Here is a 24,004-nt window from a genome sequence, read left to right as displayed (position 1 = left end):
ACTGACCGAGAACCATACGCCGCCCCACTGACAACGCCGGAAACTCGCAGGCACACGGGGGGCACCGCCGGGAAACCTGCCGGTTCAAGCCACCCACGGCAGGACCCCGCACCCGGTGCGGGCGTCCCGCGCGCGGGGCGTCGAGCAGTCGGGCCCGCGCTCCGGCCCGTCGCCCTGGCCTCAGGTGAAGTACACGCCGCCCAGCACGACCGCCAGGGCCGCCACGAAGAACAGCAGCACCCAGATCATGAGCTTGCCGACACTGGGCGGGGGTTCGTAGCGCGGCAGGTCCCCGTCGCCGTCCTGCGGCTGCGGCTGGGGCTGCGCAGGCGGGGGCTCCTCCCCCAGGGGCCCTGGCGTGGTCATGCGGTCGTCACCACCGCGGCCTGCGGGCGGATCGGGAGGCGGTTGACCGGGCGTCCGGTCGCCGCCCGTACCGCGGAGGCGACGGCGGCCGGGGACGTCACGACCGGCACCGCGCTGGCCGCCTTCGCGCCGAAGGGCGCCACGACATCCCGCTCCTCGACGAGCTTGACGATGCGGATGTCGGGCGCGTCCAGGGCGGTCGGGAGGGCGTAGCCGGTCAGGTCGGGGTGGCGGACCAGGCCGCGCGCGGTGCGCAGGTTCTCGGTGAGCGCCGCGCCGACGCCCTGGGTGACGCCCGCCTCGATCCGGGCCGTGAGCTGCGCCGGGTTGAGGATCCGGCCGACGTCCTGGGCGAGCGCGAGTTCGACGACCCGTACCGAGCCCAGTTCGATGTCCACGTCCACCACCGCGCGGATCGCGCAGAAGGCGAGGCCCACGAAGGCGTCGCCCTGTCCCGTTTCGTCCAGCGGCTCGGTCGGGTGGGGGCGGCACTGCGCGGTGGCCCACAGCTCCTTGCCGTCCATCGCCTCGGTGACGGTCGTGGAGAGCACGCCGTCGTACGACGTGATCTTGCCGTCGGTGATCTGGAGCAGTTCGGTGGACATGCCGAACTTGTGCGCCAGGGGCTGCAGCAACTGCGTACGGACCATCTTCGCCGCGCGTTCGACCGCCCCGCCCGACACCCAGGTGTGGCGGCCCCGGCAGCTCGGTCCGGCGGGCGGCTGGTCGGTGTCGACCGGTGCCACGTGCACCTCGTCGATGCCGAGCGTCTCCTGGACGATCTGCCGGGCCAGCGTGGTGAAGCCCTGACCGGTCTCGACGGCCGCGCAGAGCACCGTGGCGACACCGTCGTGGACCTTGACCGTGGCCGTGGAGACCTCGTCCGTGCCCTCCGCGCCGAGCATGTGGACCATGCCGAGGCCGTAGCCGACCCCGCGGCGCACGGCGCCGGGCTCGCCCGCGCCCTCGGGGCCGCCCGGGAGCAGCCACTCGTCCTCGGGGGTGTCCTTGGGAAGCGCGGGGAGCGGGAAGTCCCGTACCGCTTGGAGGAGTTCCGCGACCGGGGCGGGGCAGGTCACCGTCTGGCCGGTCGGCAGCACGTCACCGGTGGCCATCGCGTTGCGCAGGCGCAGCTCCGCCGGGTCGACGCCGAGTTTCTTCGCCAGCTTGTCCATCTGCGCCTCGTAGGCGGCGCAGACCTGCATGGCGCCCTCGCCGCGCACATGGCCGGAGGGCGGGTTGTTGGTGCGTACGGCCCAGCCCTCGATGAAGGCGTTCGGGACGACGTAGGGGCCGCACGCGAAGGAGACCGCCGCGGCCAGGGACTCGGAGGACGTGTCGGCGTACGCGCCCGCGTCGAGCAGGATCTGCGCCTCGACCTTCACCAGCTTGCCGTCGCCGTCCGCGTGGTGGCGGTAGCGCAGCAGCGTGGGGTGGCGGTGGGCGTGGCCGAGGAAGGACTCCTCGCGCGTAGCGGTGAGTTTCACCGGGCAGCCGGTCTTCAGGGCCAGCAGTCCGAGCGGAAGCTGGAAGCCCTGGTCCTCGCGGTCCGCGGTGGCGCCGGGCACGCCGGTGACGACGACCTTCACGCGCTCGGGCTCCAGGCCGTAGCAGGCGGCGGCCGTGTCGCGGTCGGTGTGCGGGTCGGTGGAGGCGATGTAGAGCTCCACCCCGCCGTCGGGCCGGGGCACGGCGAGGCCGGCCTCCGCGCCGATCGGGGCCGGGTCCTGGCGGCCGATGCGGTACAGGCCCTCGACGACGATCTCGCCCGCCGCGTCGGGGTCGCCGTGGCGCAGCGGGATGTGCCGGATCAGGTTGCCGTCGGGGTGCAGCGGTTCGGCCTCGAAGGCCTGCTCCGGGTCGGTGACCGGGTCGAGCACCTCGTACTCGACGATGACGGCGGCCGCGGCCATCCGCGCGGTGTCGGGGTGGTCGGCGGCGACGGCGGCGATGGGCTCGCCGTGGTGGCGGACGACCTCGGAGGCGAAGACGGGACGGTCCGCCCTGCCGCGGCCGTGCAGGGCGGCGCCGGGCACGTCCTCGTGGGTGATGACCGCCCGTACGCCGGGCATCTCGCGCGCGTGGCTGGTGTCGATCGACACGATGCGCGCGTGCGGGTGGGGCGACCTGAGGACGGCCGCCCAGAGCAGGCCCTCGGCCCACAGGTCGGCCGCGTACGGGAAGGTGCCCTCCGTCTTGGCGCGGGCCTCCGCGGCGGGCAGCGACACGCCGAGCCCGTGCGGCAGCGGCTCCGGTCCGGTCTCGGTCGCCGCGGCAGTCGCGGTCACGGTCTCGTTGCTCACGCCTGGCCTCCGTCCTGGCCGTACGGCTGCTCGTACGGCGCCCGGGCGTCGTACGGAGCGGGGTCCTCGTACGCCGAGGGGTTGACTCCCCCGGCGCCGGGGCCCGCCTGGTGCGGGATGCGTGGTTCGTCCGCGTCCGGCACGGACTCGGCGGCGGCCGCGCTGTGCGCCTCGCGTTCGGCGACGACCTCGCGCACGGCGTCCAGGACCCCCCGGTAGCCGGAGCAGCGGCACAGGTTGCCGCAGAGCGCCTGGCGGGCCTCCAGTTCGGTGGGGGCGGGGTTGCCCTCCAGGAGGTCGTGCACGGTCATGGCCATGCCCGGTACGCAGAAACCGCACTGCACCGCACCGCACTTGGCCAGCGCGCGCTGCACGTCCGAGGGCTGGCCGTCGGTGGCCAGGCCCTCCACGGTGCGCACCTCGCTGCCCGCGGCGGTGACGCCCGGCACCAGGCAGGACGCCACGAGCCGCCCGTCCACCTGCACGTTGCAGGCGCCGCACTCGCCCTGCGAGCAGCCGTCCTTGGCGCCCGCGAGGCCGAGCCGCTCGCGCAGGACGTAGAGCAGCGACTCGCCGATCCAGGCGTCGGTCACCGGGCGGTCGGCGCCGTTGACGCGCAGGACGTACGAGGCGAGGGGGTGTTCGTCGTGCGCGGACGGCGTGCCGGAGGGCTCGTCCGGGGCGTCGGCGGCGACGTCGGTGTCGGGGGCCGTGGAGTCGTCCTCGCCGGAGGCGGGGCCGGGCGGCCGGGTGGAGTCCGGTTCGCGCGCTTCGCGGTCCGCGGAGAGGGCGCCCTCCGCGGACGGGGGTCCGGCGGCCGGTTCGGAGGCCTCGTGAGCGCGTTCCGCGGCCTGCTGGGCGGCCTCGGCGGGCCGTTCGGCACGGGTGGGCCGCGAGGGCGCCACGGGGGCCTCAGCGGCCTCAGGAGCAGCCGACGGCGGTGCGGCAGACCAGGGTTCCCCGATGGCCTCCGTCGTCGCCCAGGGCGCGGACGCGCCGCCGGGGAGCGTGGCGGGCGGGGTGCCGCCCCACTGCTCGACGAGCGCCGACGTGGTGAACTCACCCGATTCGTCCGGAAGATCACCTCCGGCGACCGGGATCGACCACTGTCCGGTGACGTCGTGCCCGGGCGCGCCGTCCGCGTGGTGTCCGCCGGAGGCGCCCTCCTGGGCCACCTCTCCGAAGTCCCACTGCCCGGTGGCGCCGGGGTGGTACGAGAACCCGTCGTGCGAGGTCCGGTGACGTCCGGCGTCCTGGTGCTCGGTGCCCGGCTCGGGCCATTGGGCCGCCTCGGCCGGCGCGCCCCAGGCGCCCGTGCCGCCCTGGTCCTGCGCCGGGGGCGCCGCGGTGATCTCCGGGGGCACGTAGCCGTGTCCGGGCGCCGCGAGCGGGCTGTTGCTGTTGCGGTCCCGTTCCGCGAGGAGGGCTTCGATGCCTCCCTCGGGGAGCTTGACGAAGGCGGTGGCGCCGTCGTCGTAGTCGCCCTGCGGGAGGGGATCCCAGCGGCCCCTGCCCTGCGGAGCGCCCTCTTCGTGCTGGTCGTCGGTCACGACAGTGCCCTCCCCAGTGCTCGTCGGGCCAGCGCGGCGACGGTGCGGCGCAGATGCAGTACGGCGGGCGGAAGTGGTTGTACGGAGCCGTCCTCGGCCGGGACGGGGTCGGGAATGCAGGCCGCCGCGACGTACTCGCCGAACGCGGTGAGCGCCTCCGGCACGATCGCGCGGTTGTTGTCCCAGTCGATCAGCTGGGCGACCCATGCCTCCGCGTCCAGCGGACGCAGCGGCATCGGAGCTATGGCTCCGACGGCGCACCGCACGCCGCGCCGGGCCGGGTCGAGGACCAGCGCCACGGACGCGATCGCCCGCCCGGGTCCGGTGCGTCCCGTCGCCTTCAGGAAGACCTGGGGGGCGTGCAGCAGCGGAACGCGCACGTAGCCGATGAGTTCACCGCCGCGGAGCATCTCCATGCCCGCGAGCAGGTGGGACACCGGGATCTCCCGGCGGGAGCCGCCCTGGCCCGCGATGACCAGCGTGGCCTCCAGGGCGGCCAGCACGGGCAGCGCGTCCCCGGTGGGCGCGGCCGAGGCGATGTTGCCGCCCAGGGTGCCCGCGTTGCGGATCTGCGGCGGCCCCGCGGCGCGCGCGGCGGCGGCCAGCGCGGGGATGAGGGCGGCGAAGTCGGGGCGCCCCATGCGGGCGTGGGTGAGGCCGGCGCCGAGCAGCGCGTGGCCGTCCTGGTACTGCCAGCCGCGGATCTCGCTGATCCGGCCGAGGCCGACGAGCGCGGCGGGCCGCAGCTGTCCGGAGTTGACCGCGGCCATGAGATCGGTGCCGCCGGCCACCGGGACGGCGGCGGGCATGGCGGCCAGCGCCGCCACTGCCTCGTCCAGCGAGGCGGGCAGCGTCACGGCCTGCGCCGCCTGCGGTGCGTGCGTGGTCAAACCGGCTGCCCCTTCCCGCTGCCCCACCTGGTCCCACCTGTGTTGCGCGTACGGTACGTGCTGACAGGGCGGACGTGGCAACTCTGGCACATCTTCCCCGGCCCCCGACGCGGGGGTCCGCTAGGAGGCATTCGCCCCCCTCACCAGGGAGATGGTCCGTTTTCGTACGGCATCGCCGGTCAGTGCGAATTGCCACTCTTCGGTGACCCTTGGGCCTCTTTTTCCTCGTCGGGCCCCGGTGGCGGACCCGGCGGTCCGGGACACGCCGCCCGGGAGCCGCCTCACACGTTTGGGGGCGCCCCCTCGATCGGGCGTCCGAGCACCCCCGGGCGCTTCTGCCACGGAAGCGGACCTCCGGGCGGGCGATACGCCACTCCCAGAGCGTCAAGTCGCCCGTAGTGGGCGGCCACCCGCCGCTCGAAGCCGGTGAAGTCACGCTCCGCGGGGGCCGGAAGCGCGCTCCAGGCGACCTCCGCGAAGGCCGCGAGCCGGGGGAAGACCTGGTAGTCCACGCGCGCGGGGTCCTCCATCACCTCGGTCCACACGTTGGCCTGAGTGCCCAGCACATGCCGCGCCTCCGCCTCGGTGAGCTCGGACGGAACGGGCTCGAAGCGGTAGACGTCCTCCAGGGTGCGGACGTAGGCGATGGGCACCGGCTCGTCCTCGCCGGCGTCCTGGCGGTAGTCCAAGTACACCTGCTGCTCGGGGCACATGACGACGTCGTGGCCCGCGCGGGCGGCCGTGATGCCGCCCTGGTACCCGCGCCACGAGGACACCGCCGCACCGTCCGCGAGTCCGCCCTCCAGGATCTCGTCCCAGCCGATCAGCCGACGGCCGCGCGCCGAGAGCCAGTTGTCGAAATGCCGGACGAACCAGGACTGCAACTCGTCCTCGTCCGCGAGACCCAGTTCCTCGATACGCGCCTGCGCGGCCGGCGACCGCTTCCACTGGTCCTTGGCGCACTCGTCGCCGCCGATGTGGAAGAAGTGCGAGAACGGCCCGGCGTCCGCCGGGAACAGGTCGAGGAGTTCCTCGAACACCCCCTCGTAGAAGCGCAGGGTGTCGTCAGTGGGGGCGAGTACGTTTTCGGAGACGCCCCAGGAGTCCCAGACGGTCAAGGAGGCGGTGTCGACGACGTCGGAGTTGCCCAGTTCCGGATACGCGGCGATGGCGGCCTGCGAGTGCCCCGGGATGTCTATCTCCGGCACGACGCTGATATGCCGCTCGGCCGCGTACGCGACGATCTCGCGGATGTCGTCCTGGGTGTAGAAGCCCCCGTGCGGCTTCTCCTCCCACAGCGGCGAGGCGCGGTGGCCGAATTTCGTGCGTGCCCGCCAGGATCCGACCTCGGTCAGCCTCGGGAAGCGCTTGATCTGAACACGCCATCCCTGGTCGTCGGTGAGGTGGAAGTGGAAGACGTTGAGTTTGTGCGCGGCCAGCAGGTCGAGGTGACGCAGGACGCCTTCCTTCGGCATGAAGTGCCGGGACACGTCGAGCATGAGGCCGCGCCAGGGGAATCGGGGAGCGTCCTCGACGGTCACCTCCGGCAGTTCCCAGTCCCGGCCCGGCCGCAGCGGAGCCCTGCGGTACGCGTCGGGGCCGAGCAGTTGCCGGAAGGTCTGCGCGCCCCAGAAGACGCCGGCCGGGCCGCCTCCCTCGATCCGGTGCGTGCGGCCGTCGACGACGAGCCGGTAGCCCTCGGGGGCGAGGTGCGGATCGATGGCCAGCACGATGCGGTGGTCGGTGTCGTGCCCGTCCGCCAGGCCGAACCCGGTGGCCGCGCCCAGCGTGGCCCGCAGCCAGCGCGCCACGCCCTCGGTGCCGAGCCGGGCCTCGATCGTCGTCCGCGCGTCGATGCCCGCCCGCCCGCCGGGACCTTCCCGCCGGGAGCGGGCCGGTGCCCACGCGAGGTGCCGCGGCGCCGGAATCAGCCCGGAATCCGTCATGTCCATCAGTCCTTCACCGCTCCGCCGAGGCCGGAGACCAGTCGTCGCTGTACGAGTACGAAGAAGATCAGCACGGGAATCGTCATCACCGTGGACGCCGCCATCACGCCGCCCCAGTCCGGTTCGTCGGGCTTGTAGAAGACGAGCAGGGCCATCGGCAGGGTGGACTGCGAGGTGTCGCTGATGATGAAGGACTTGGCGAACAGGAAGTCGTTCCAGGCCGAGATGAAGGAAAAGACGCTCGTGGCCACCAGTCCCGGGAAGACGAGCGGGAAAAGGATCTGCCAGAGGAATCGCGCGCGGCTCGCCCCGTCGATGTACGCGGCCTCCTCCAGCGCGTCCGGCACGGCCTTCACAAAACCCCGCAGCATCCAGATCGCGAAGGGCAGCGAGAAGGCGATGTGGGGCAGGATCAGCGAGCCCAGTGTGTTCAGCTGACCGAAGTCCCGCATGAGGAAGAAGAGGGGGATCGTCAGCGCCTCCACGGGCACCATCTGCGCGACCAGGAACATGATCAACAGAGTGGTCCGGAAACGGAAGCGGAATCGCGTCACCGCCGTCGCCGTGAGAAACGCGATCAGTGCCGAGACGACGACCACCGAGCCCGCCACCACAAGGCTGTTGAGGAAGTAGCGGCCGAATTCCTGCTGCCCGAAGACCCGCCGGAAGGAATCCAGGGAGGGCGAAAGCGTCCAGGGCCGGGGCTCGGTGGACTCGATCTCACCGGCCGGTTTGAAGGCGCTGAGCACCATCCAGTAGAGGGGGAAGGCGACGACCACCGCGATCAGCAGCGCCGACGCCTCCGCGGCGAGCCGCCACGGCCGGCGCACGGCGATCCGTGGAAGGCTCACAGTTCCTCCCCCTGCCCGCGCAGCAGCCTCAGGTACACGAGCGTGACCGCCAGCAGGATCACCAGCATCACCACACCGATCGCCGAGCCGAGGCCGTACTGCGAGGAGGCGAACGCCTTCTGGTACGCGTAGACGTTCAGCACGAGGTTCTGACCGGCGATGCCGCCTCCGTTCGTCATCACGTAGATCTGCGTGAAGACCTTGAAGTCCCAGATGACCGACTGGATGGTGACGACCACCAGGATCGGCCGGAGCATCGGCGCGAGCACCGAGCGCCAGATCCGCCACTGCGAGGCGCCGTCCAGCGCGGCCGCCTCCAGCACCTCGGCCGGTACGGCGCGGATCCCCGCGTACACCGTCACCATCACGAACGGGAAGGAGCACCACACCACTTCGAGCAGGACGAGCGCGAAGGCGCTGTAGCGGCCGTACGTCCAGGAGTGGTCCCCGAGGCCGAGCATCCGGTCGACGGGACCGAAGTCGGGGTCGAAGAGGAACAGCCAGACGGTGGAGCCGGTGACCGCCGGGGTCGCCCAGGCGCCGAGCGCGGCCAGCATCAGCGCCAGCCGCGGCAGGGCCCGCACCCGGGTGAGGAGCACCGCGAGCGCGCAGCCGACGGCCAGCGTGGAGACCACGCAGGCCGCCGCGAACACCACGGTGGCGGCCAGCACCTGCCAGAACTGCTCGTCGGCGAAGAGCGCCGTGTAGTTGCCGAAGCCCTCGAAGGTGGTCGGCTCGCCGCCGCTGACCTGCGCCTGGGTGTAGTTCAGGAACGAGATCAGGCCGAGCTGGTAGACGGGGTAGACGAGCAGCCCGCCGAGGACGACGAGGGCGGGGGCGAGGTAGAGCCAGGGGGCCGGGCCCGCACCACGGCGCCGGGGCCGGGCGGGCGCCGCTTCGGTCACCGGGGCCCGCTCGGCCACGGCCTCTTGCGTGGTCATCCGCTCAGCCCGCGGAGCTGAACGCGTCGTTCATCTTCTTCGCCGCGTCCTTCGAGGCCGCCGCCACGTCCTTCTTGCCGCTGATGACCTCCTGGAACATGGTCGGCAGGACGAGCGAGGCGTCGATCTGCGACCAGGCCGGCGACGCGGGCACGAACCTGGCACCCGAGGCGAGCGTCTTCACGAAGGGCGCGACGAACGGCTGCTTCCTGGCCACGTCGTCCCGGACGTCGGTGTACGTGGGCAGGAACCCCATGGCGTCGAAGAGCGCGGCCTGGGTCTTCTTGCCCGCCAGCGCCTCCATCAGGTCGACCGCGAGGGTGCGGTGCGAGGTGCTCCTCAGGACGCCGAGGTTGTTGCCACCCGCGAACGCCGGGGCGATCCCGCCCGCCTTCAGGCCCGGCAGCGGCACGACGGCGTACTTGCCCTTGATCTTCCCGGCCTCGATCGCGGCGTGGCTGAAGTCGCCGCCGATGGCCATGGCCGCCTTGCCGGAGGAGAACGCGGTGACCGTGTCGTTGCCGGTCATGCCCGCGCACTTGGCGGCCGGACAGTTGTCGTCGCCGAAGAGCGAGGTGTACGTCTTGATGCCCTTCTGGGCGGCGGCGCTGTCGATGGTCGCCGCGTACGAACCGCCCTTGCCCTCGGCGAGTTCACCGCCCCGGGCCCAGATGAACGGCATCGCGCCGTAGGTGTAGGCACCGCCGACCGCGAGTCCGTACAGGTCCGGTTCGGCCGCCCGGATCTGCCGGGCGGCGGCGACCAACTCGTCCTGGGTCCTCGGGACTTCGATGCCGAGGTCCTTGAAGATGTCGGTGCGGTAGTAAAGGGCGCGGACGCCGACGAAGAAGGGGGCGCCGTAGATCTTCCCGTCCACCGTCACCGACTGCCTGGCCGTCGGGTCGGTGTCCTTGGACTCGCTCCAGTCCGCGAACTCCTCGGTGACGTCGGCGAGTCCGCCGTCCTTGACGTACCCGGCGGTGTCCGTGTTGCCGTACTCGATGACGTCAGGGGCGCTCTTCGGGTCGCTGAAGGCGGCCTTCATGCGCTGCGCGCGGGTCTCCACGGGGATGTACTCGATGGTGACCCTGGTGTCCTCGTGGGCCTTCCTGAAGGTGTCGACGGCTGCGTCGACGACCTTCTCCTTCGGCGCGTTGCTGACCTCCTGGAAGAGCCAGACGCGCAGCGTGCCGGTCTTCTCGTCCTTCCCGGAGGCGGAGTTGCCGGAGCTCTGGGGGGCGCAGGCGGTGGCGGTGAGAGCGCCGACGGCGAGTGCCGTCGCGACGGCGGCCGTGCGGACGGAGAGATTCGCCGTGCGGGCAGAGAGGTTCAGCGGGAGCTTCATCGAGCGTCCTCCGTGGGGGTGCGTTGCAACATGCGCAATGGGGGTTTTGCTCTGCACAACACACCGGAGGCTATGGAGTACATGAACATGCCCACAAGAGGTCTCCACCACTCTGTGACCACAGGACGCACTCCGTGCAACGCGCGCACGACAGGACCGCGGCACCCCGCACAGGGATGCCGCGGTCCTGCTCGCTCCACGCGGCGAGCCGCGCCCGCGAGGGCGCGGGGGCTCTACTTCTTGTCGCCGCCCTTGTCCTTGTCGCCACCGGCGCCCATGGACTCGTAGATCTCCTTGCACATGGGACACACGGGGTACTTCTTCGGGTCGCGGCCCGGGACCCACACCTTGCCGCAGAGGGCCACGACGGGCGTGCCGTCGAGGGCGCTCGCCATGATCTTGTCCTTCTGGACGTAGTGGGCGAAGCGCTCGTGGTCCCCGTCGCCGTGCGACACCTGCGGCGTCGGCTCCACGAGGGTCCCCGTCCCAGTGCCGCGCTGGGGCTGGGTCTCAGGCTCAAGAGTGCTCATGGGAGCAAGGGTAATCAACGACGCGCCGCTACAGCGACGGGCCCGCGTCACAGATGGACGGCCGCACGAGGAGCGACCGCGCGTTCCCGGCCGTTCGCCCCGCCGGAAACCCCTGCCCGAGACCGGGCGCGGGGGCGGAATCCGGCCCGGAGCCCGCACGTCAGTTCAGGGAAGGGTCGTCCGGATACGTCGCCACCATCGCCAGCTCGTTGCGCTGGCGGCGCAGCACCTCGCGCCACAGGCGTTCCGGGGACGGGGACGAGACGTCTCCCGGTTCGGACTCGACCACGTACCAGGCGCCCTCGACCAGCTCGTCCTCCAGCTGGCCGGGGCCCCAGCCCGCGTACCCGGCGAAGATCCTCAGGGAACCGAGGGCCGAGGCGAGGAGTTCGGGCGGTGCCTCCAGGTCGACCAGGCCGATCGCGCCGTGCACGCGCCGCCAGCCGAGTGGCGCGCGCTCCCCGGACGCCATGCCGCCCGGGATCACCGCGACACCCAGTGCCGAGTCCAGCGACACCGGGCCGCCCTGGAAGACGACACCGGGCTCACCGGCCAGGTCCGCCCAGGCCTCCAGGATGTCGCTGACATCCACCGGGGTCGGGCGGTTGAGGACGACACCGAGCGAGCCCTCCTCGTCGTGGTCGAGGAGCAGCACCACCGCGCGATCGAAGTTCGGGTCCGCCAGGGCGGGCGTGGCCACGAGCAGCCGCCCTGTGAGCGAGGACACCTCGGTCATGCCAGACATGATCCCGCATCTTCCCCGCGTAGGGGGACCCAATACCCGTAACCGAGTGAATGCAGCTCAGGGCGCAGAGAAGCGCCCCCCGCGCACACGGGTTCCGGTGACCCGGTGTGCCCGATACGAAACGGTTCGTGTTGTGGCAAAGCTATGACGCTCTTGGGTGGTCCTCGGGCTTACGGAAGGGGGGTGGGCGGCGATTACCCTTGCTGTTCGGCTCCCGCCCAACAGGCCTGCCGATGCGCACCCCTGCCCAACTCTTCGGATCGCGAGACACATGACCGTCAACGGCTCTGACGATGTACTGATTGTCCACGGCGGAACCCCGCTCGAGGGCGAGATCCGGGTCCGCGGTGCGAAGAACCTCGTACCGAAGGCCATGGTCGCCGCCCTGCTGGGCAGCGAGCCGAGCCGGCTGCGGAACGTCCCCGACATCCGCGACGTGCGTGTCGTGCGCGGACTGCTGCAGCTGCACGGGGTGACGGTGCGCCCGGGCGAGGAGCCGGGCGAACTGGTGCTCGACCCCTCGCACGTCGAGAGCGCGAACGTCGCGGACATCGACGCGCACGCGGGCTCGTCCCGGATCCCGATCCTCTTCTGCGGTCCGCTGCTGCACCGCCTGGGCCACGCCTTCATCCCGGGCCTCGGCGGCTGCGACATCGGTGGCCGTCCCATCGACTTCCACTTCGAGGTGCTGCGGCAGTTCGGCGCGAAGATCGAGAAGCGGGCGGACGGGCAGTACCTGGAGGCCCCGCAGCGGCTGCGCGGCACCAAGATCAAGCTGCCGTACCCGTCCGTGGGCGCCACCGAGCAGGTGCTGCTGACCGCCGTCCTGGCGGAGGGCGTCACGGAGCTCGCGAACGCGGCCGTGGAGCCGGAGATCGAGGACCTCATCTGCGTGCTGCAGAAGATGGGCGCGATCATCGCCATGGACACCGACCGGACGATCCGCATCACCGGCGTGGACTCGCTCGGCGGCTACACCCACGCCGCTCTGCCGGACCGTCTGGAGGCCGCCTCCTGGGCGTCCGCGGCGCTGGCGACGGAAGGCAACATCTACGTCCGGGGCGCCCAGCAGCGCTCGATGATGACGTTCCTGAACACCTACCGCAAGGTGGGTGGCGCGTTCGAGATCGACGACGAGGGCATCCGCTTCTGGCACCCCGGCAGCCAGCTCAAGTCGATCGCGCTGGAGACGGACGTCCACCCGGGCTTCCAGACCGACTGGCAGCAGCCGCTGGTCGTCGCCCTGACGCAGGCCACCGGCCTGTCGATCATCCACGAGACGGTCTACGAGTCCCGCCTCGGCTTCACCTCCGCGCTCAACCAGATGGGCGCGCACATCCAGCTCTACCGCGAGTGCCTGGGCGGCTCGAACTGCCGCTTCGGCCAGCGCAACTTCCTGCACTCCGCGGTCGTTTCGGGCCCGACCAAGCTCCAGGGCGCCGACCTGGTCATCCCCGACCTCCGCGGCGGCTTCTCATACCTGATCGCCGCTCTCGCGGCCCAGGGCACCTCCCGGGTCCACGGCATCGACCTCATCAACCGCGGCTACGAGAACTTCATGGACAAGCTCGTGGAGCTCGGCGCGAAGGTGGAGCTGCCCGGCAAGGCGCTCGGCTAGACACGGTCGAAGGCGCCCGGCACGTCTCGGGCGCCGGCACGACGATGGGGCGGCCCCCCGGTGAAGGGGGCCGCCCCATTGGCGTTACCGGACCTCGTGCGCCGTCCCGCGGCACACGCAGGAACCTACTTGCCCTTGGCCGCTTCCTTGAGCTTGCTGCCCGCGGAGACCTTCACGCTGTAGCCGGCCGGGATCTGGATCGGGTCGCCGGTCTGCGGGTTGCGCGCGGTGCGAGCGGCACGGTGGGTGCGCTCGAAGGTCAGGAAGCCGGGGATGGTGACCTTCTCGTCGCCCTTGGAGACGATCTCGCCGACGGTCTCGGCGAACGCGGCCAGAACGGCGTCGGCGTCCTTGCGGGTCACCTCGGCGCGGTCGGCCAGCGCGGCCACCAGCTCACTGCGGTTCATGTTGTTACTCCCGTGTTCTTCTTGCCGTTGAGGCGTGCCACGCGGCGGAGCCGCATGTCGGATGCGGCGAAGCCGATGCTGCCAGGGTCCTCGGTCGGTCCCCGGACCCGGGTCCGTAGCCAGACCCTCGCGCCCGAAGACGCATCCTGCCCCCACCTGCGGCGGGAAAGCCAATCCGGCACCCCTGGGAGTCACACGAACACCCTTGGGAGTCACACGAAAAGCGCCACTGCCTCAGTGTGGTGACGCTCCGTCCGCTCCCGGCAGCGGACCGCAGGGCCTGCGAAGGCCTGAGCCTGGCCGCCACCCTAGAGGGCGCCCACGGGCCCCGCGTTCCACGACGCGCCGGTGCCGGACCGGCCGTGGCGATCGTCACAGCCGGTGCGCGCCCGGGCGTGGCCCGCGCCGGCGGTCCACGCGTCCGGCGCGCCCCCGAACCGGCGCGCCGGGGTCTACTCGGCCGCCGACGCCCCCGCCGCCTTCGCGGCGTTGCGCACCGCTCCGGCGACCGCGCCCGCGACCTTGTCGTTGAAGACGCTGGGGATGATGTAGTTCGGGTTCAGCTCGTCCTCGGTCACGACGTCCGCGAGGGCGGCCGCGGCGGCCAGCATCATCTCCGTGTTGACCGTGCGGGACTGGGCGTCCAGCAGGCCGCGGAAGACGCCCGGGAAGACCAGCACGTTGTTGATCTGGTTGGGGAAGTCGGAGCGGCCGGTGGCGACAACTGCCGCCGTCTGGCGGGCGATTGCCGGGTCGACCTCGGGGTCGGGGTTCGCGAGCGCGAACACGATGGCGTCCTCGGCCATGGCGGCCACGTCGTCGCCGTCCAGCACGTTCGGGGCGGAGACGCCGATGAAGACGTCGGCGCCGCGCACGGCTTCCTTCAACGTACCCGTGAGGCCCTCGGGGTTGGTGTTGTCGGCGATCCAGCGCAGGGCCGAACCGTGGGCCGCGTCGACGAGGTCCGCGCGGTCGGCGTGCACGACACCGTGGATGTCCGCGACGACCGCGTTCTTGACGCCCGCGGCGATCAGCAGCTTGAGGATGGCCGTACCGGCCGCGCCCGCGCCGGACATGACGACCCGGATGTCACCGATCGCCTTGCCCGCCACCCGCAGCGCGTTGGTGAGGGCGGCCAGGACGACGATCGCGGTGCCGTGCTGGTCGTCGTGGAAGACGGGGATGTCGAGGGCCTCACGCAGCCGGGCCTCGATCTCGAAGCAGCGCGGCGCGGAGATGTCCTCCAGGTTGATGCCCGCGAATCCGGGGGCGATGGCCTTGACGATCTCGACGATCGCGTCGGTGTCCTGGGTGTCCAGGCACAGCGGCCAGGCGTCGATGCCGGCGAAGCGCTTGAAGAGGGCCGCCTTGCCCTCCATGACCGGCAGCGCGGCCTTCGGGCCGATGTTGCCCAGGCCCAGCACGGCCGAGCCGTCCGTCACGACCGCAACGGAGTTGCGCTTGATGGTGAGGCGGCGGGCGTCCTCGGGGTTCTCGGCAATGGCCATGCACACCCGGGCCACGCCCGGCGTGTAGATCATCGAGAGGTCGTCACGGTTGCGGATGGGGTGCTTGGACTGCATCTCGATCTTGCCGCCGAGGTGCATCAGGAACGTACGGTCGGAGACCTTGCCGAGCGTGACGCCCTCGATGTGACGCAGCTGCTCCACGATCTCGTCGGCGTGCGACGTGGAGGTCGCCGCGATGGTGACGTCGATCCGGAGCTTCTCGTGACCGGAGGCGGTCACGTCGAGGCCGGTCACCGAGCCTCCGTGGGACTCGACGGCCGTGGTGAGCTGGGAGACCGCGGTTCCGCTCGCGGGCACCTCCAGCCGGACCGTCATCGAGTAGGAGACGCTGGGCGCCGTTGCCATGGCCGACTTCCTCTGCTTTTCACCGTGTACTGCCGTGTCGCGGGTATGCCGTCCGATCGTCGCACCTACCGCGGAGTACGTGGTAGCCGCCCCGGGTTGCGAACGTTTTGTTCGCGAGCGGGAGAACTTTTCGGAAAACTGATTCCACCATACGAGAACCCACCTGGCGGTGGAAGGGCGGACCGGGAAGGACCACGCGCCGCGAAAATGAACTTTCGGGACGGGAATTGCCTAGCGGGGATCCTTTGTTACCGTGGACGTGACACCGGCCCGATCCAAGCCCCCGGGCCCAACCTTCGTCGCTACGAGCGACCACTTGCCGCGAGGCGAGCATGGCGGGTCGGTGTCGTGAACGAACGAGAGGCCCACGTCACCCCGTGACGTGGGCCTCTCGCCGTAGCCCCGGACGCCCCAGCGCCCGGGCGGAGGGCGCGCTTCAGTCCCGCAGCAGGTCCGGCACCCCGTTCCCGTCCGGCTCGTCCCGCTCACCGGAGACGATGGTCAGCTGCTGCGTGGCCCGGGTCAGCGCGACGTACAGGACCCGCAGGCCCGCGGGCGACTCGTCGGCGATCTCCGCCGGCGAGACGACCACCGTCGCGTCGTACTCCAGCCCCTTCGCCTCCAGGCTGCCGAGCGCCACCACGCGGTCGCCCAGGCCCGCGAGCCAGCGGGCGGCCTCCTCGCGCCGGTTCATGGCCACGACGACGCCCACGGTGCCGTCCACCCGGTCCAGGAGGTGCGCGGCCTCGGCCCGCACGGTCTGCGCGAGCGAGTCCTCCACGACCGCGAAGCGCGGCGCCACGCCGGTGGACCGGACCGCCGACGGGGCCTCGGATCCCGGCATGGCGAGGGCGAGGACCTTGGCGGCCAGCTCGGCGATCTCGGCCGGGTTGCGGTAGTTCACGGTCAGGGTGAAGCGGCGCCGGGGACGGCTGCCCAGCGCCTCGTCACGGGCCTGCGCGGCCTCGTCCGGGTCGGACCAGGAGGACTGCGCGGGGTCGCCGACGACGGTCCAGGTGGCGTGCCGCCCGCGTCTGCCCACCATCCGCCACTGCATGGGCGTGATGTCCTGCGCCTCGTCGAGGATGACGTGCGCGTACTCGGTCCGCTCCTGGGCCAGCCGCTCGGCCCGCTCGCGCTGCGTCTCCTCGCGCACGGGCATCAGCTCCTCGAGACCGGTGAGCTGGTCCAGCGGGTCCAGATCGCGCCGCTTCCTGGGCCGCGCGGGCGCGCCGAGAATCGCCTGGAGCTCGTCCAGCATCGCCACGTCGTGCACGGAGAGCCCGTCCCGCTTGAGCGAGCGCGCCACCCTGCGGACCTCGCCCGGGTTCAGGATCCGCCGCGCCCACCGCCCGAGCCGCCGCTCGTCGGCCATCGCCTCCAGCACCCCGCGCGGGGTCAGCTCCGGCCACCACGCGTCCAGGAACGCGATGAAACTGTCCTCGGAGGCGACGTCCTCGTCGAACGACGAGCGCAGCTCCGCGGCCAGCTCGGGGTCCGAGTGCCGGGTGCCGGCGCCGGACTGCGCCCACAGCGCGTCCAGCAGCAGCTTGCGGGCGCGCGGGCGCAGCAGGTTCACCGGGGCGGTCCCGCTCAGGGCGTTCTGCTTGACGCGGTCCAGCTCGGCCGCCTCCAGCTCCAGGCGCCGCCCGAAGGCGACGACCCGCAGCCGCGCGGGCGGCCCGGTGGGGGCCTCGGAGGTGTCCGCGCCGAAGGCGAGCTGCTCCCCGGAGCCCTCGGAGCCCGCGGGGCTCCGCCCGGAGCCCCTGTCGGGCCGCCGCGGGCCCGATCCCTGGCGGGAGCCGCCCGGCGCCTCCAGCGCCCCGCGCGCCGCCTTCCGGAGCACCTTGAGCATGCGGTAGGAGCCCTTGGCGCGGGCGACGGCCGGGGAGTCGTACAGGGTGGCCTCCGCGTCGTCGACGAGGGAGCCGATGGCACGGATGGCGACCTGGCCCTCCTCACCGAGGGAGGGCAGCACACCCTCGGTGTAGGCGACCAGGAGCGGGGTCGGGGAGACGATCAGGATGCCGCCCGCGTACCGGCGGCGGTCCTGGTAGAGGAGGTAGGCCGCGCGGTGCAGGGCGACGGCGGTCTTGCCGGTGCCCGGTCCGCCCTCCACGTACGTCACGGAGGCGGCGGGGGCCCGGATCACCAGGTCCTGTTCCGCCTGGATCGACGCCACGATGTCCCGCATGGTGTGGCTGCGGGCCTGGCCGAGGGCGGCCATGAGGGCGCCGTCGCCGATCACCGGGAGCGCCTGGCCGTCCAGGGTGGCCTTGAGCTCCGGGCGCATCAGGTCGTCCTCGACCCCGAGGACCCGGCGGCCCTTGGAACGGATCACCCGGCGGCGGACCACCCGGCCCGGGTCGACCGGCGTCGAGCGGTAGAAGGGGGCCGCGGCGGGCGCCCGCCAGTCGATGACGAGCGGCGCGTAGTCCGCGTCCAGCACCCCGATACGGCCGATGTGGAGCGTCTCGGCGATGGAGGCGTACTGACCGGTCTCGTCCGTGCGGACCGCGCCCTCGGCCGGTTCGACGGCCGTGTACGCGCCGTCCGGACCCTTCTTGCCGTCCTTCCCGGGCAGGAGGTCGATCCGGCCGAAGAGGAAGTCCTCGAACTCGTTGTTGAGGCGGTTGAGGTGGATTCCCGCCCGGAACACCTGGGCGTCACGCTCCGCGAGCGCTCCCGGCGTACCGACCTGGCCGCGCTGGGCGGCGTCGTTCATGAGGAACTCCGCCTCGTGGATCTTCTCCTCGAGGCGCCGGTACACCCGGTCCAGATGTTGCTGCTCGACCCCGATCTCCCGCTCCCGTACGGAGTCGTCCTTGACGGACTCCTCCGGTACGGAACCGTGGACCGGGCCGAGCGCGGTTTCCTGCTGAGCCTGAGCGGCCACCGGGCCCCCTTCTGACGTGCTGGGCAGCCGTCAACCGTACGCGAAGGGGACCCCGTGAGGCTACGTGCGCGCCCTGGCCTCGCTCACGCGTTCACCTGTACGAGCCGCTGGCCGTCGAAGGTCATGACCTCGAAGTGGTCGATCTGGTTGGGCGTGAAGGCCGCTCCGCCGTGCACGTAGAGGGGGCTCTTCGCCTTTTCCTCCGTGGCACCGGGGATGCCGTAGCCCCAGCCCGGGACCGCCCAGGAGGTGACCGTCTCGCGCTCGCCGTTCTTGCCGACGGCGATCAGGGAGCACTTGAGCGGTCCCTTGACGTTCGAGAGCTGGAGGACCGCGTGGGTGCCCCAGTCCTTCGACTCCACCGCGACGGTCGCCTTGACCTTGGTCTTCGGGTCCGTGGCCGTGACCTTGTCGGTCATCGTCTGGAACGCCGCCTTGGCCGGGCTGGTGGCCATCGCCGCGGGCGTCCGGGTACCGCCGTCGCCGCCGCCGTTGACCGCCATCACGGTCAGCGGACCGCCGATGATCAGAGCCGCCGCCGCGGCCACCAGGTACATTCCGCGCCGGCGCTTGACGGCGCGCCGCTGCGAGACCTCGTCGACCAGCCGTTCCGCGAGCCGTGGGCTCGGGCGGGCGGACAGCGACTCGCCGATGGCCGGGGTGCCCTGCGCGGCGGGCAGATCCGCGAGCGCGGCGAGCATCGGTTCCATGCCGGCGAGCTCGTCGAGCTGCTGGCCGCACCACTCGCAGGTGGCGAGGTGGGCCTCGAAGGCCGTGGCCTCCGCGTCGTCGAGGATGCCGAGGGCGTAGGCGCCGACGGTTTCGTGGATGTTGTCACCGGGGTTCTGCTGTCCCCGTGGTCCCTGCATGGCTCCTGGACCGCCCGTTCCGTATCCCCCGTACGCGTTCATGCCGTCACCCCCCGCTCCTCCAGCGCCAGCTTCATCGAGCGCAGGGCGTAGAACACCCGGGAGCGCACCGTTCCGCTGGGTATGCCGAGCGTTTCGGCCGCCTCATTGACCGTACGCCCTTTGAAGTACGTTTCGACCAGAACCTCCCTGTGAGCAGGGGTCAGGTCGTCCAGCGCGTCAGACAGTGTCATCAGCCACAACGCCTTGTCGATCTCGTCCTCCGCGGGGATGACCTCCAGCGGTGCCGGGTCCACCTCCTGCGGCCGGGCCTGCCGGCTGCGGTGACCGTCGATGACGATGCGCCGGGCGACCGTCACCAGCCAGGGTCGTACCGAACCGGTCGCCCGATTGAGCTGACCGGCGTTCTTCCAGGCACGGATGAGTGTTTCCTGTACGACGTCCTCGGCACGCTGCCGGTCGCCGGCGACCAGCCGCAGCACGTATGCGAGCAAGGGCCCCGCGTGCTCCCGGTACAGCGCACGCATCAGCTCCTCGTCGGGTTCGTTGTTCGACGAAGCCGACGCGGACGGATTCATGCGATGTCGGGCCCTTGACCTTCGTTCATCAGCCACGGCCGAATCCTTGCGCACGCCTACCTCCGGTGTCCGGGGGTTCCCCCAGTCGGTCGCTCATGACGGGGTACGTGCGGGGTCGGGCCCGTGTTCAAAGGGGCGGTACATATTTCCTGGGGGAGTTGTGAAGATCTCTCCATGACCACTCCGTGCGATCGGAAGATCACGTAGGGGTGGAGAAGAGGCCTTCGGAGGGCGGTTTCACGCTCGGGCGAGGGCAGCCCGTCGGCGGTGCCGGGCCACTCGCTCCCGGTTGCCGCACACCTCGCTCGAGCACCATCGGCGGCGCCTGCCACGGGAGGTGTCGAGATAGACGATCGGGCAGTTGTCACCCGCGCATTGTCTCAGGCTCGCGCGCGCCGCCGGATCGGTGAGCAGTTCGAGGGCGTCACGGGCGATCACGGCGAGCAGCCCGGGACAGCCGGGCGGGGTGTGCAGTCCGCGCCGCAGCGAGCCGTCCTCGGCCCGGACGGCCGAGGGGGCGGGCGGGGCGGCGAGGGCGCGCGCGTTGACCCGGGCGAGCGCCGTCTCGGCGGGCCGCCCGTCCAGTTCCCCCCGGACCAACTGGGCGACTTGACCGCGTAGTTCGCGAAAGCCCACGAGCCAGGCGGGATCGGCCGCCGTCAGCGGTGTGCCCGCCGGGACGAGGCCGGACCGGGTGATCCAGACCCGTAGCCGGTCCACCGTGTCGAGCCGTTCCTCCGGGTGGGTGGTCGCCAGGAGGTCCAGGCAGATCCGCCCGGAGTCGAACCGCAACTCGTACGAGGCCGTGGCCGTACCCGATGCCATGTGCCTGTCACCGCCTTGGGGTTACCGCCGTGGGGGGTACCTCCTACAGTGCATGCCCGCGCGCGTCGCCGGAAGACCCGGTACCGCACAGGCCGTGGACGGGCGCGGGGGCGGCGGCGCGGGCAGCCGCGTGGACGTCCGCTTATGCGGCCGCGCGCCTCGGCCATGTCCCCTTTTCCGCCACGCCGGTTGACTCGGTGCCATGACAGAGAACAGCACGGGGCGGCCGGCGGCCGCAGGTGTCCTGGGCGCGGCCACGGTCGCGACGGGTCTGATCGCGGGCGTCTTCTACATCTTCGCCTGCGCCGTCATGCCGGCGCTGGCGCGCAGCGACGACCGCGTCTTCGTCGAGGTCATGGGGAACATCAACGAGGTGATCCAGAACTCGGTGTTCTTCCTGAGCTTCGTGGGCGCGCCGGTCCTCACGGCCGTCTCCGCCTGGCAGACGCGCAGGTCCCCCCACCGCCGGTGGGTGTGGGCGGCCCTGGTCGCCCACGGACTCGCGTTCCTGGTCACCACGGTCGTGAACGTCCCGCTCAACGACCGGCTGGCGGCCGCGGGCGCCCCGGCGCGGATCACCGACCCGGCCGCCGTGCGCGAGCGGTTCGAGGACACCTGGGTCGCCTGGAACGTCGTACGGGCCCTGCTGTCGGCCTTCGCCCTGGCCTGCCTCGCCCGCGCCCTGCTCCTTCACCGCCGGGCCTGAGGGCTGTCCCGTGCTTCCGGCGGGCCGGGGGATCGCGGGACAGTCCTCACCCGTCCGCGTACTTGGCGTCGGCGGCCGGGTCGAGGGCCAGCCGGTAGCCGCGCTTGACCACGGTCTGGATGAGTCCGGGGGCGCCCAGCGCGGTGCGCAGCCGGGCCATGGCCGTCTCGACGGCGTGCTCGTCGCGCCCGGCGCCCGGCAGCGCCCGCAGCAGTTCGGCCCGCGCCACCACCCAGCCCGGCCGCCTCGACAGGGCCCGCAGCAGCGACATCCCGGCGGGCGGTACGGGACGCAGCGCGCCGCCGACCAGCACCGCGTGCCCGCGGATCTCCACCCGGTGGCCGGCGATCGGCAACGTGCGGGCGCGGCCCGGGAGTTCCTGGCAGAGCAGCTGGACGAGGGGGCCGAGCCGGAAGCGTTCGGGCTGGACCGTGGTGACGCCGTGGGCCTGGAGCGGCAGCGCGGTGACCGGGCCGACGCAGGCGGGCAGCACGTCGTGGTGGAGGGCGGCGAGCAGTTCGGGGAGCAGCCCGCGTCCCTCGGCGCGGGACAGCAGGGAGGCGGCGGCGGGCGCGCTGGTGAAGGTGAGCGCGTCCAGGCCCCGGGTGACGGTGGCGTCCAGCAGCCGGTCGACGGGGCCGATGTCCTCCGGCGGCATCCACCGGTACACCGGCACGGGCACCACCTCGGCGCCCGCCGCCCGCAGCGACTCCACGAACCCGGGCAGCGGTTCACCGTGCAGTTGTACGGCGATCCGGCGGCCCTCCACGCCCTCCTCCAGGAGCCGGTCGAGCACCTCGGCCATGGACTCGGAGGACGGCGACCACTCCTCGGTCAGTCCCTGGGCCCGTATCGCGCCCTTGACCTTGGGCCCGCGGGCGAGGACCTCGACTCCGCGCAGCCGTCCGAGCAGGGCCTCGCCCAGTCCCCATCCGTCGGCGGCCTCGATCCAGCCGCGGAAGCCGATGGCGGTCGTGGCCACCGCGATGTCCGGGGCCCGGTCGATCAGTTCCTTGGTGGCGGCGAGCAGTTCGCCGTCGTCGGCGAGCGGCACGATGCGCAGGGCCGGGGCGTGCTGGACACAGGCGCCGCGCCGCTGGAGCAGCGCGGCGAGTTCGTCGGCGCGGCGTGCGGCCGTCACGCCCACGGTGAAACCGGAGAGGGGGCCGTGGTCCTGCGGGGCGGGTCGCTGCGGTTCCTCGTACATGGGTCTCGTCTCACGCTGGAGTCGTCGTGCACTTGCGGCCGACCGAGCCTGTCAACGCCCCGTGACGGGCCCGGTTCCCCGTGATGTCACCCGTGTTACGTCAGACCTCGGCGTAGTCGAGCCGCGGCTTCGCCTCCGCGGCCGCGACGGTCCGGGTCCGGGGTGCGGGCCCGCGAAGGTATACGGCCCAAGTGACCGCGAAGCAGAGCCCGTAGAAGGCGAGGAAGGCCACGAAGGCCCCGGTGCCGGAGCCGTAGGAGAGGAAGGACTGCCTCAGGGCGAGGTTGATGCCGACGCCGCCGAGCGCGCCCACCGCGCCGATGAGTCCCATGGAGGCCCCGGACAGCCGCCGCCCGTAGGAGGCGGCATCCTCCCCCCGCAGCCCCTCGGCGTCCGCCTTGGCCCGGAAGATCCCGGGGATCATCTTGTACGTCGAGCCGTTGCCGAGTCCGGTGAGCACGAACAGCGCGATGAACGCGACGGTGAACAGCGGCAACGACCTCTGGACCGAGGCGACCACGACGACACCGGTCGCGCCGGCCATGGCGACGAAGCTCCACAGCGTGATCCGCGCCCCGCCGTACCGGTCGGCGAGCCGTCCGCCGACGGGTCGGACCAGCGAGCCGAGCAGCGGGCCGACGAAGGTGACGTACGCCGCCTGCAGGGGCGTACGCCCGAACTGGTTCTGCAGCACCTGTCCGAACGCGAAGCCGTAGCCGATGAACGACCCGAAGGTGCCGGTGTAGAGGAGGGACATGATCCAGGTGTGCGCGTCCTTCGCGGCGTCCCGGACGGCGCCGGTGTCGTTCCGCACGGAGGCGAGGTTGTCCATGTGGGCCGCGGCGAGCCCGGCGGCGACGAGGACGAGCGGGATGTAGATGCCGATCAGCACGCGGGGCCCGCCGTGCGCGCCGATGACCGCGAGCGCCGCGAGTTGGATGACGGGCACGCCGATGTTGCCGCCGCCGGCGTTGAGGCCGAGCGCCCAGCCCTTCCGGCGCAGCGGGAAGAACGCGTTGATGTTGGTCATGCTGGAGGCGAAGTTGCCGCCGCCGACGCCGGCGAGCAGACCGACCAGCAGGAAGGTGGAGTACGAGGTCCCCGGCTCCATCACGACGAACGCGGCGACGGTCGGCACGAGCAGCAGGGCCGCCGAGACGATCGTCCAGTTCCTGCCGCCGAAGATCGCCACGGCGAAGGTGTACGGCACCCGCACCACGGCCCCGACCAGCGTCACCAACGACGTGAGCAGGAACTTGTCGGCGGGGGTGAGCCCGTACTCGGGCCCCATGAAGAGCACCATGACCGACCACAGGGTCCAGACCGAGAAGCCGATGTGCTCGGAGAGTACGGACAGGAGCAGGTTGCGCCGGGCCACCTTCGCCCCCGTCTCGTTCCAGAAGGTCTCGTCCTCCGGGTCCCATTCCTCGATCCAGCGGCCTCCCCTGTTCCGGGCGGGGGCTGTGCTCGGGGCTGTCATGACGCCTCCACGGTTCTCCGGTGCGGTGCCCAGGTGTCGGCCGACGACCTGCTGAGTCCCGAAGGTAGGGAGGACGC

Annotated in this window: 20 protein-coding genes; 2 read left to right on the top strand and 18 right to left on the bottom strand. The window is 71.9% G+C overall.

Features of this window, described 5'->3' with window-relative positions; all coding sequences use genetic code 11:
- Nucleotides 1–180: 180 nt before the first annotated feature.
- The 10 genes from OG199_RS25700 to OG199_RS25655 form a co-directional block, all read right to left on the bottom strand.
- Nucleotides 181–366 (bottom strand): hypothetical protein, encoded by a 186-nt coding sequence (locus OG199_RS25700; protein WP_356799046.1) that lies wholly within the window; start codon nucleotides 364–366, stop codon nucleotides 181–183.
- The gene (locus OG199_RS25695) at nucleotides 363–2,669 is read right to left on the bottom strand and encodes a xanthine dehydrogenase family protein molybdopterin-binding subunit (protein ID WP_401804258.1); all 2,307 of its coding nucleotides are present in this window, start codon (nucleotides 2,667–2,669) and stop codon (nucleotides 363–365) included. The genes OG199_RS25700 and OG199_RS25695 overlap by 4 nt, the downstream gene beginning before the upstream one ends.
- A complete protein-coding gene (locus OG199_RS25690) occupies nucleotides 2,666–4,219 on the bottom strand; it encodes a 2Fe-2S iron-sulfur cluster-binding protein (RefSeq protein WP_405831461.1) in 1,554 nt (517 codons plus the stop codon). Before OG199_RS25690 ends, OG199_RS25695 begins: the two co-directional genes overlap by 4 nt.
- On the bottom strand, nucleotides 4,216–5,109 hold the full coding sequence (locus OG199_RS25685; protein ID WP_266699461.1) for a xanthine dehydrogenase family protein subunit M: 894 nt from the start codon (nucleotides 5,107–5,109) through the stop codon (nucleotides 4,216–4,218). The genes OG199_RS25690 and OG199_RS25685 overlap by 4 nt, the downstream gene beginning before the upstream one ends.
- Nucleotides 5,110–5,390: 281 nt before the next feature.
- Nucleotides 5,391–7,055 (bottom strand): beta-N-acetylhexosaminidase, encoded by a 1,665-nt coding sequence (locus tag OG199_RS25680; RefSeq protein WP_405831459.1) that lies wholly within the window; start codon nucleotides 7,053–7,055, stop codon nucleotides 5,391–5,393.
- A 5-nt stretch (nucleotides 7,056–7,060) separates the two neighbouring features.
- Entirely contained in the window at nucleotides 7,061–7,906 is an 846-nt protein-coding gene (locus OG199_RS25675; RefSeq protein WP_405831457.1) for a carbohydrate ABC transporter permease, read from the bottom strand.
- Nucleotides 7,903–8,847 carry a sugar ABC transporter permease gene (locus OG199_RS25670; RefSeq protein WP_356799054.1) on the bottom strand — a complete coding sequence of 315 codons (945 nt, stop codon included), beginning with the start codon at nucleotides 8,845–8,847 and terminating at the stop codon, nucleotides 7,903–7,905. Before OG199_RS25670 ends, OG199_RS25675 begins: the two co-directional genes overlap by 4 nt.
- A gap of 4 nt (nucleotides 8,848–8,851) precedes the next feature.
- Nucleotides 8,852–10,192: an extracellular solute-binding protein gene (locus tag OG199_RS25665; RefSeq protein ID WP_405831455.1), complete on the bottom strand. Its 1,341-nt coding sequence runs from the start codon at nucleotides 10,190–10,192 to the stop codon at nucleotides 8,852–8,854.
- A gap of 233 nt (nucleotides 10,193–10,425) precedes the next feature.
- Nucleotides 10,426–10,722, bottom strand: a complete 297-nt coding sequence (locus tag OG199_RS25660; RefSeq protein ID WP_010986534.1) for a DUF3039 domain-containing protein — start codon at nucleotides 10,720–10,722, stop codon at nucleotides 10,426–10,428.
- A 160-nt stretch (nucleotides 10,723–10,882) separates the two neighbouring features.
- On the bottom strand, nucleotides 10,883–11,458 hold the full coding sequence (locus tag OG199_RS25655) for a YqgE/AlgH family protein (RefSeq protein ID WP_266699464.1): 576 nt from the start codon (nucleotides 11,456–11,458) through the stop codon (nucleotides 10,883–10,885).
- A gap of 280 nt (nucleotides 11,459–11,738) precedes the next feature.
- Between OG199_RS25655 and murA the strand changes: the two genes are divergently transcribed.
- Nucleotides 11,739–13,085, top strand: a complete 1,347-nt coding sequence (gene murA, locus OG199_RS25650) for a UDP-N-acetylglucosamine 1-carboxyvinyltransferase (RefSeq protein ID WP_356799058.1) — start codon at nucleotides 11,739–11,741, stop codon at nucleotides 13,083–13,085.
- A 125-nt stretch (nucleotides 13,086–13,210) separates the two neighbouring features.
- Here murA and OG199_RS25645 read toward each other — a convergent pair whose 3' ends face one another.
- From OG199_RS25645 to OG199_RS25620, 6 genes are all read right to left on the bottom strand, one after another.
- The gene (locus OG199_RS25645; protein ID WP_148008648.1) at nucleotides 13,211–13,492 is read right to left on the bottom strand and encodes an HU family DNA-binding protein; all 282 of its coding nucleotides are present in this window, start codon (nucleotides 13,490–13,492) and stop codon (nucleotides 13,211–13,213) included.
- A 452-nt stretch (nucleotides 13,493–13,944) separates the two neighbouring features.
- The gene (locus tag OG199_RS25640) at nucleotides 13,945–15,366 is read right to left on the bottom strand and encodes an NAD-dependent malic enzyme (RefSeq protein ID WP_356799060.1); all 1,422 of its coding nucleotides are present in this window, start codon (nucleotides 15,364–15,366) and stop codon (nucleotides 13,945–13,947) included.
- Between the two features lie 436 nt (nucleotides 15,367–15,802).
- Nucleotides 15,803–18,262, bottom strand: a complete 2,460-nt coding sequence (locus OG199_RS25635) for a UvrD-helicase domain-containing protein (RefSeq protein WP_356799062.1) — start codon at nucleotides 18,260–18,262, stop codon at nucleotides 15,803–15,805.
- 83 nt (nucleotides 18,263–18,345) lie between these two features.
- The gene (locus OG199_RS25630; RefSeq protein WP_356799064.1) at nucleotides 18,346–19,131 is read right to left on the bottom strand and encodes a zf-HC2 domain-containing protein; all 786 of its coding nucleotides are present in this window, start codon (nucleotides 19,129–19,131) and stop codon (nucleotides 18,346–18,348) included.
- A 38-nt stretch (nucleotides 19,132–19,169) separates the two neighbouring features.
- On the bottom strand, nucleotides 19,170–19,709 hold the full coding sequence (locus OG199_RS25625) for a sigma-70 family RNA polymerase sigma factor (protein WP_266699469.1): 540 nt from the start codon (nucleotides 19,707–19,709) through the stop codon (nucleotides 19,170–19,172).
- 237 nt (nucleotides 19,710–19,946) lie between these two features.
- A complete protein-coding gene (locus tag OG199_RS25620) occupies nucleotides 19,947–20,534 on the bottom strand; it encodes a CGNR zinc finger domain-containing protein (RefSeq protein WP_401804273.1) in 588 nt (195 codons plus the stop codon).
- A 202-nt stretch (nucleotides 20,535–20,736) separates the two neighbouring features.
- On the opposite strand from OG199_RS25620, the gene OG199_RS25615 reads away from it, so the two are divergent.
- Nucleotides 20,737–21,240 carry a DUF1772 domain-containing protein gene (locus OG199_RS25615; RefSeq protein WP_405831448.1) on the top strand — a complete coding sequence of 168 codons (504 nt, stop codon included), beginning with the start codon at nucleotides 20,737–20,739 and terminating at the stop codon, nucleotides 21,238–21,240.
- Between the two features lie 46 nt (nucleotides 21,241–21,286).
- Here OG199_RS25615 and OG199_RS25610 read toward each other — a convergent pair whose 3' ends face one another.
- Together OG199_RS25610 and OG199_RS25605 are read right to left on the bottom strand one after the other, a co-directional pair.
- Nucleotides 21,287–22,447 (bottom strand): uroporphyrinogen-III synthase, encoded by a 1,161-nt coding sequence (locus OG199_RS25610; RefSeq protein ID WP_356799070.1) that lies wholly within the window; start codon nucleotides 22,445–22,447, stop codon nucleotides 21,287–21,289.
- Nucleotides 22,448–22,547: 100 nt separating this feature from the next.
- Nucleotides 22,548–23,927: a nitrate/nitrite transporter gene (locus OG199_RS25605; RefSeq protein WP_405831446.1), complete on the bottom strand. Its 1,380-nt coding sequence runs from the start codon at nucleotides 23,925–23,927 to the stop codon at nucleotides 22,548–22,550.
- Between the last annotated feature and the right edge of the window lie 77 nt (nucleotides 23,928–24,004).

Source organism: Streptomyces sp. NBC_01176 (assembly GCF_045039825.1).
Classification (GTDB): domain Bacteria; phylum Actinomycetota; class Actinomycetes; order Streptomycetales; family Streptomycetaceae; genus Streptomyces.
This window is presented reverse-complemented; position numbering and strand designations above follow the sequence as displayed.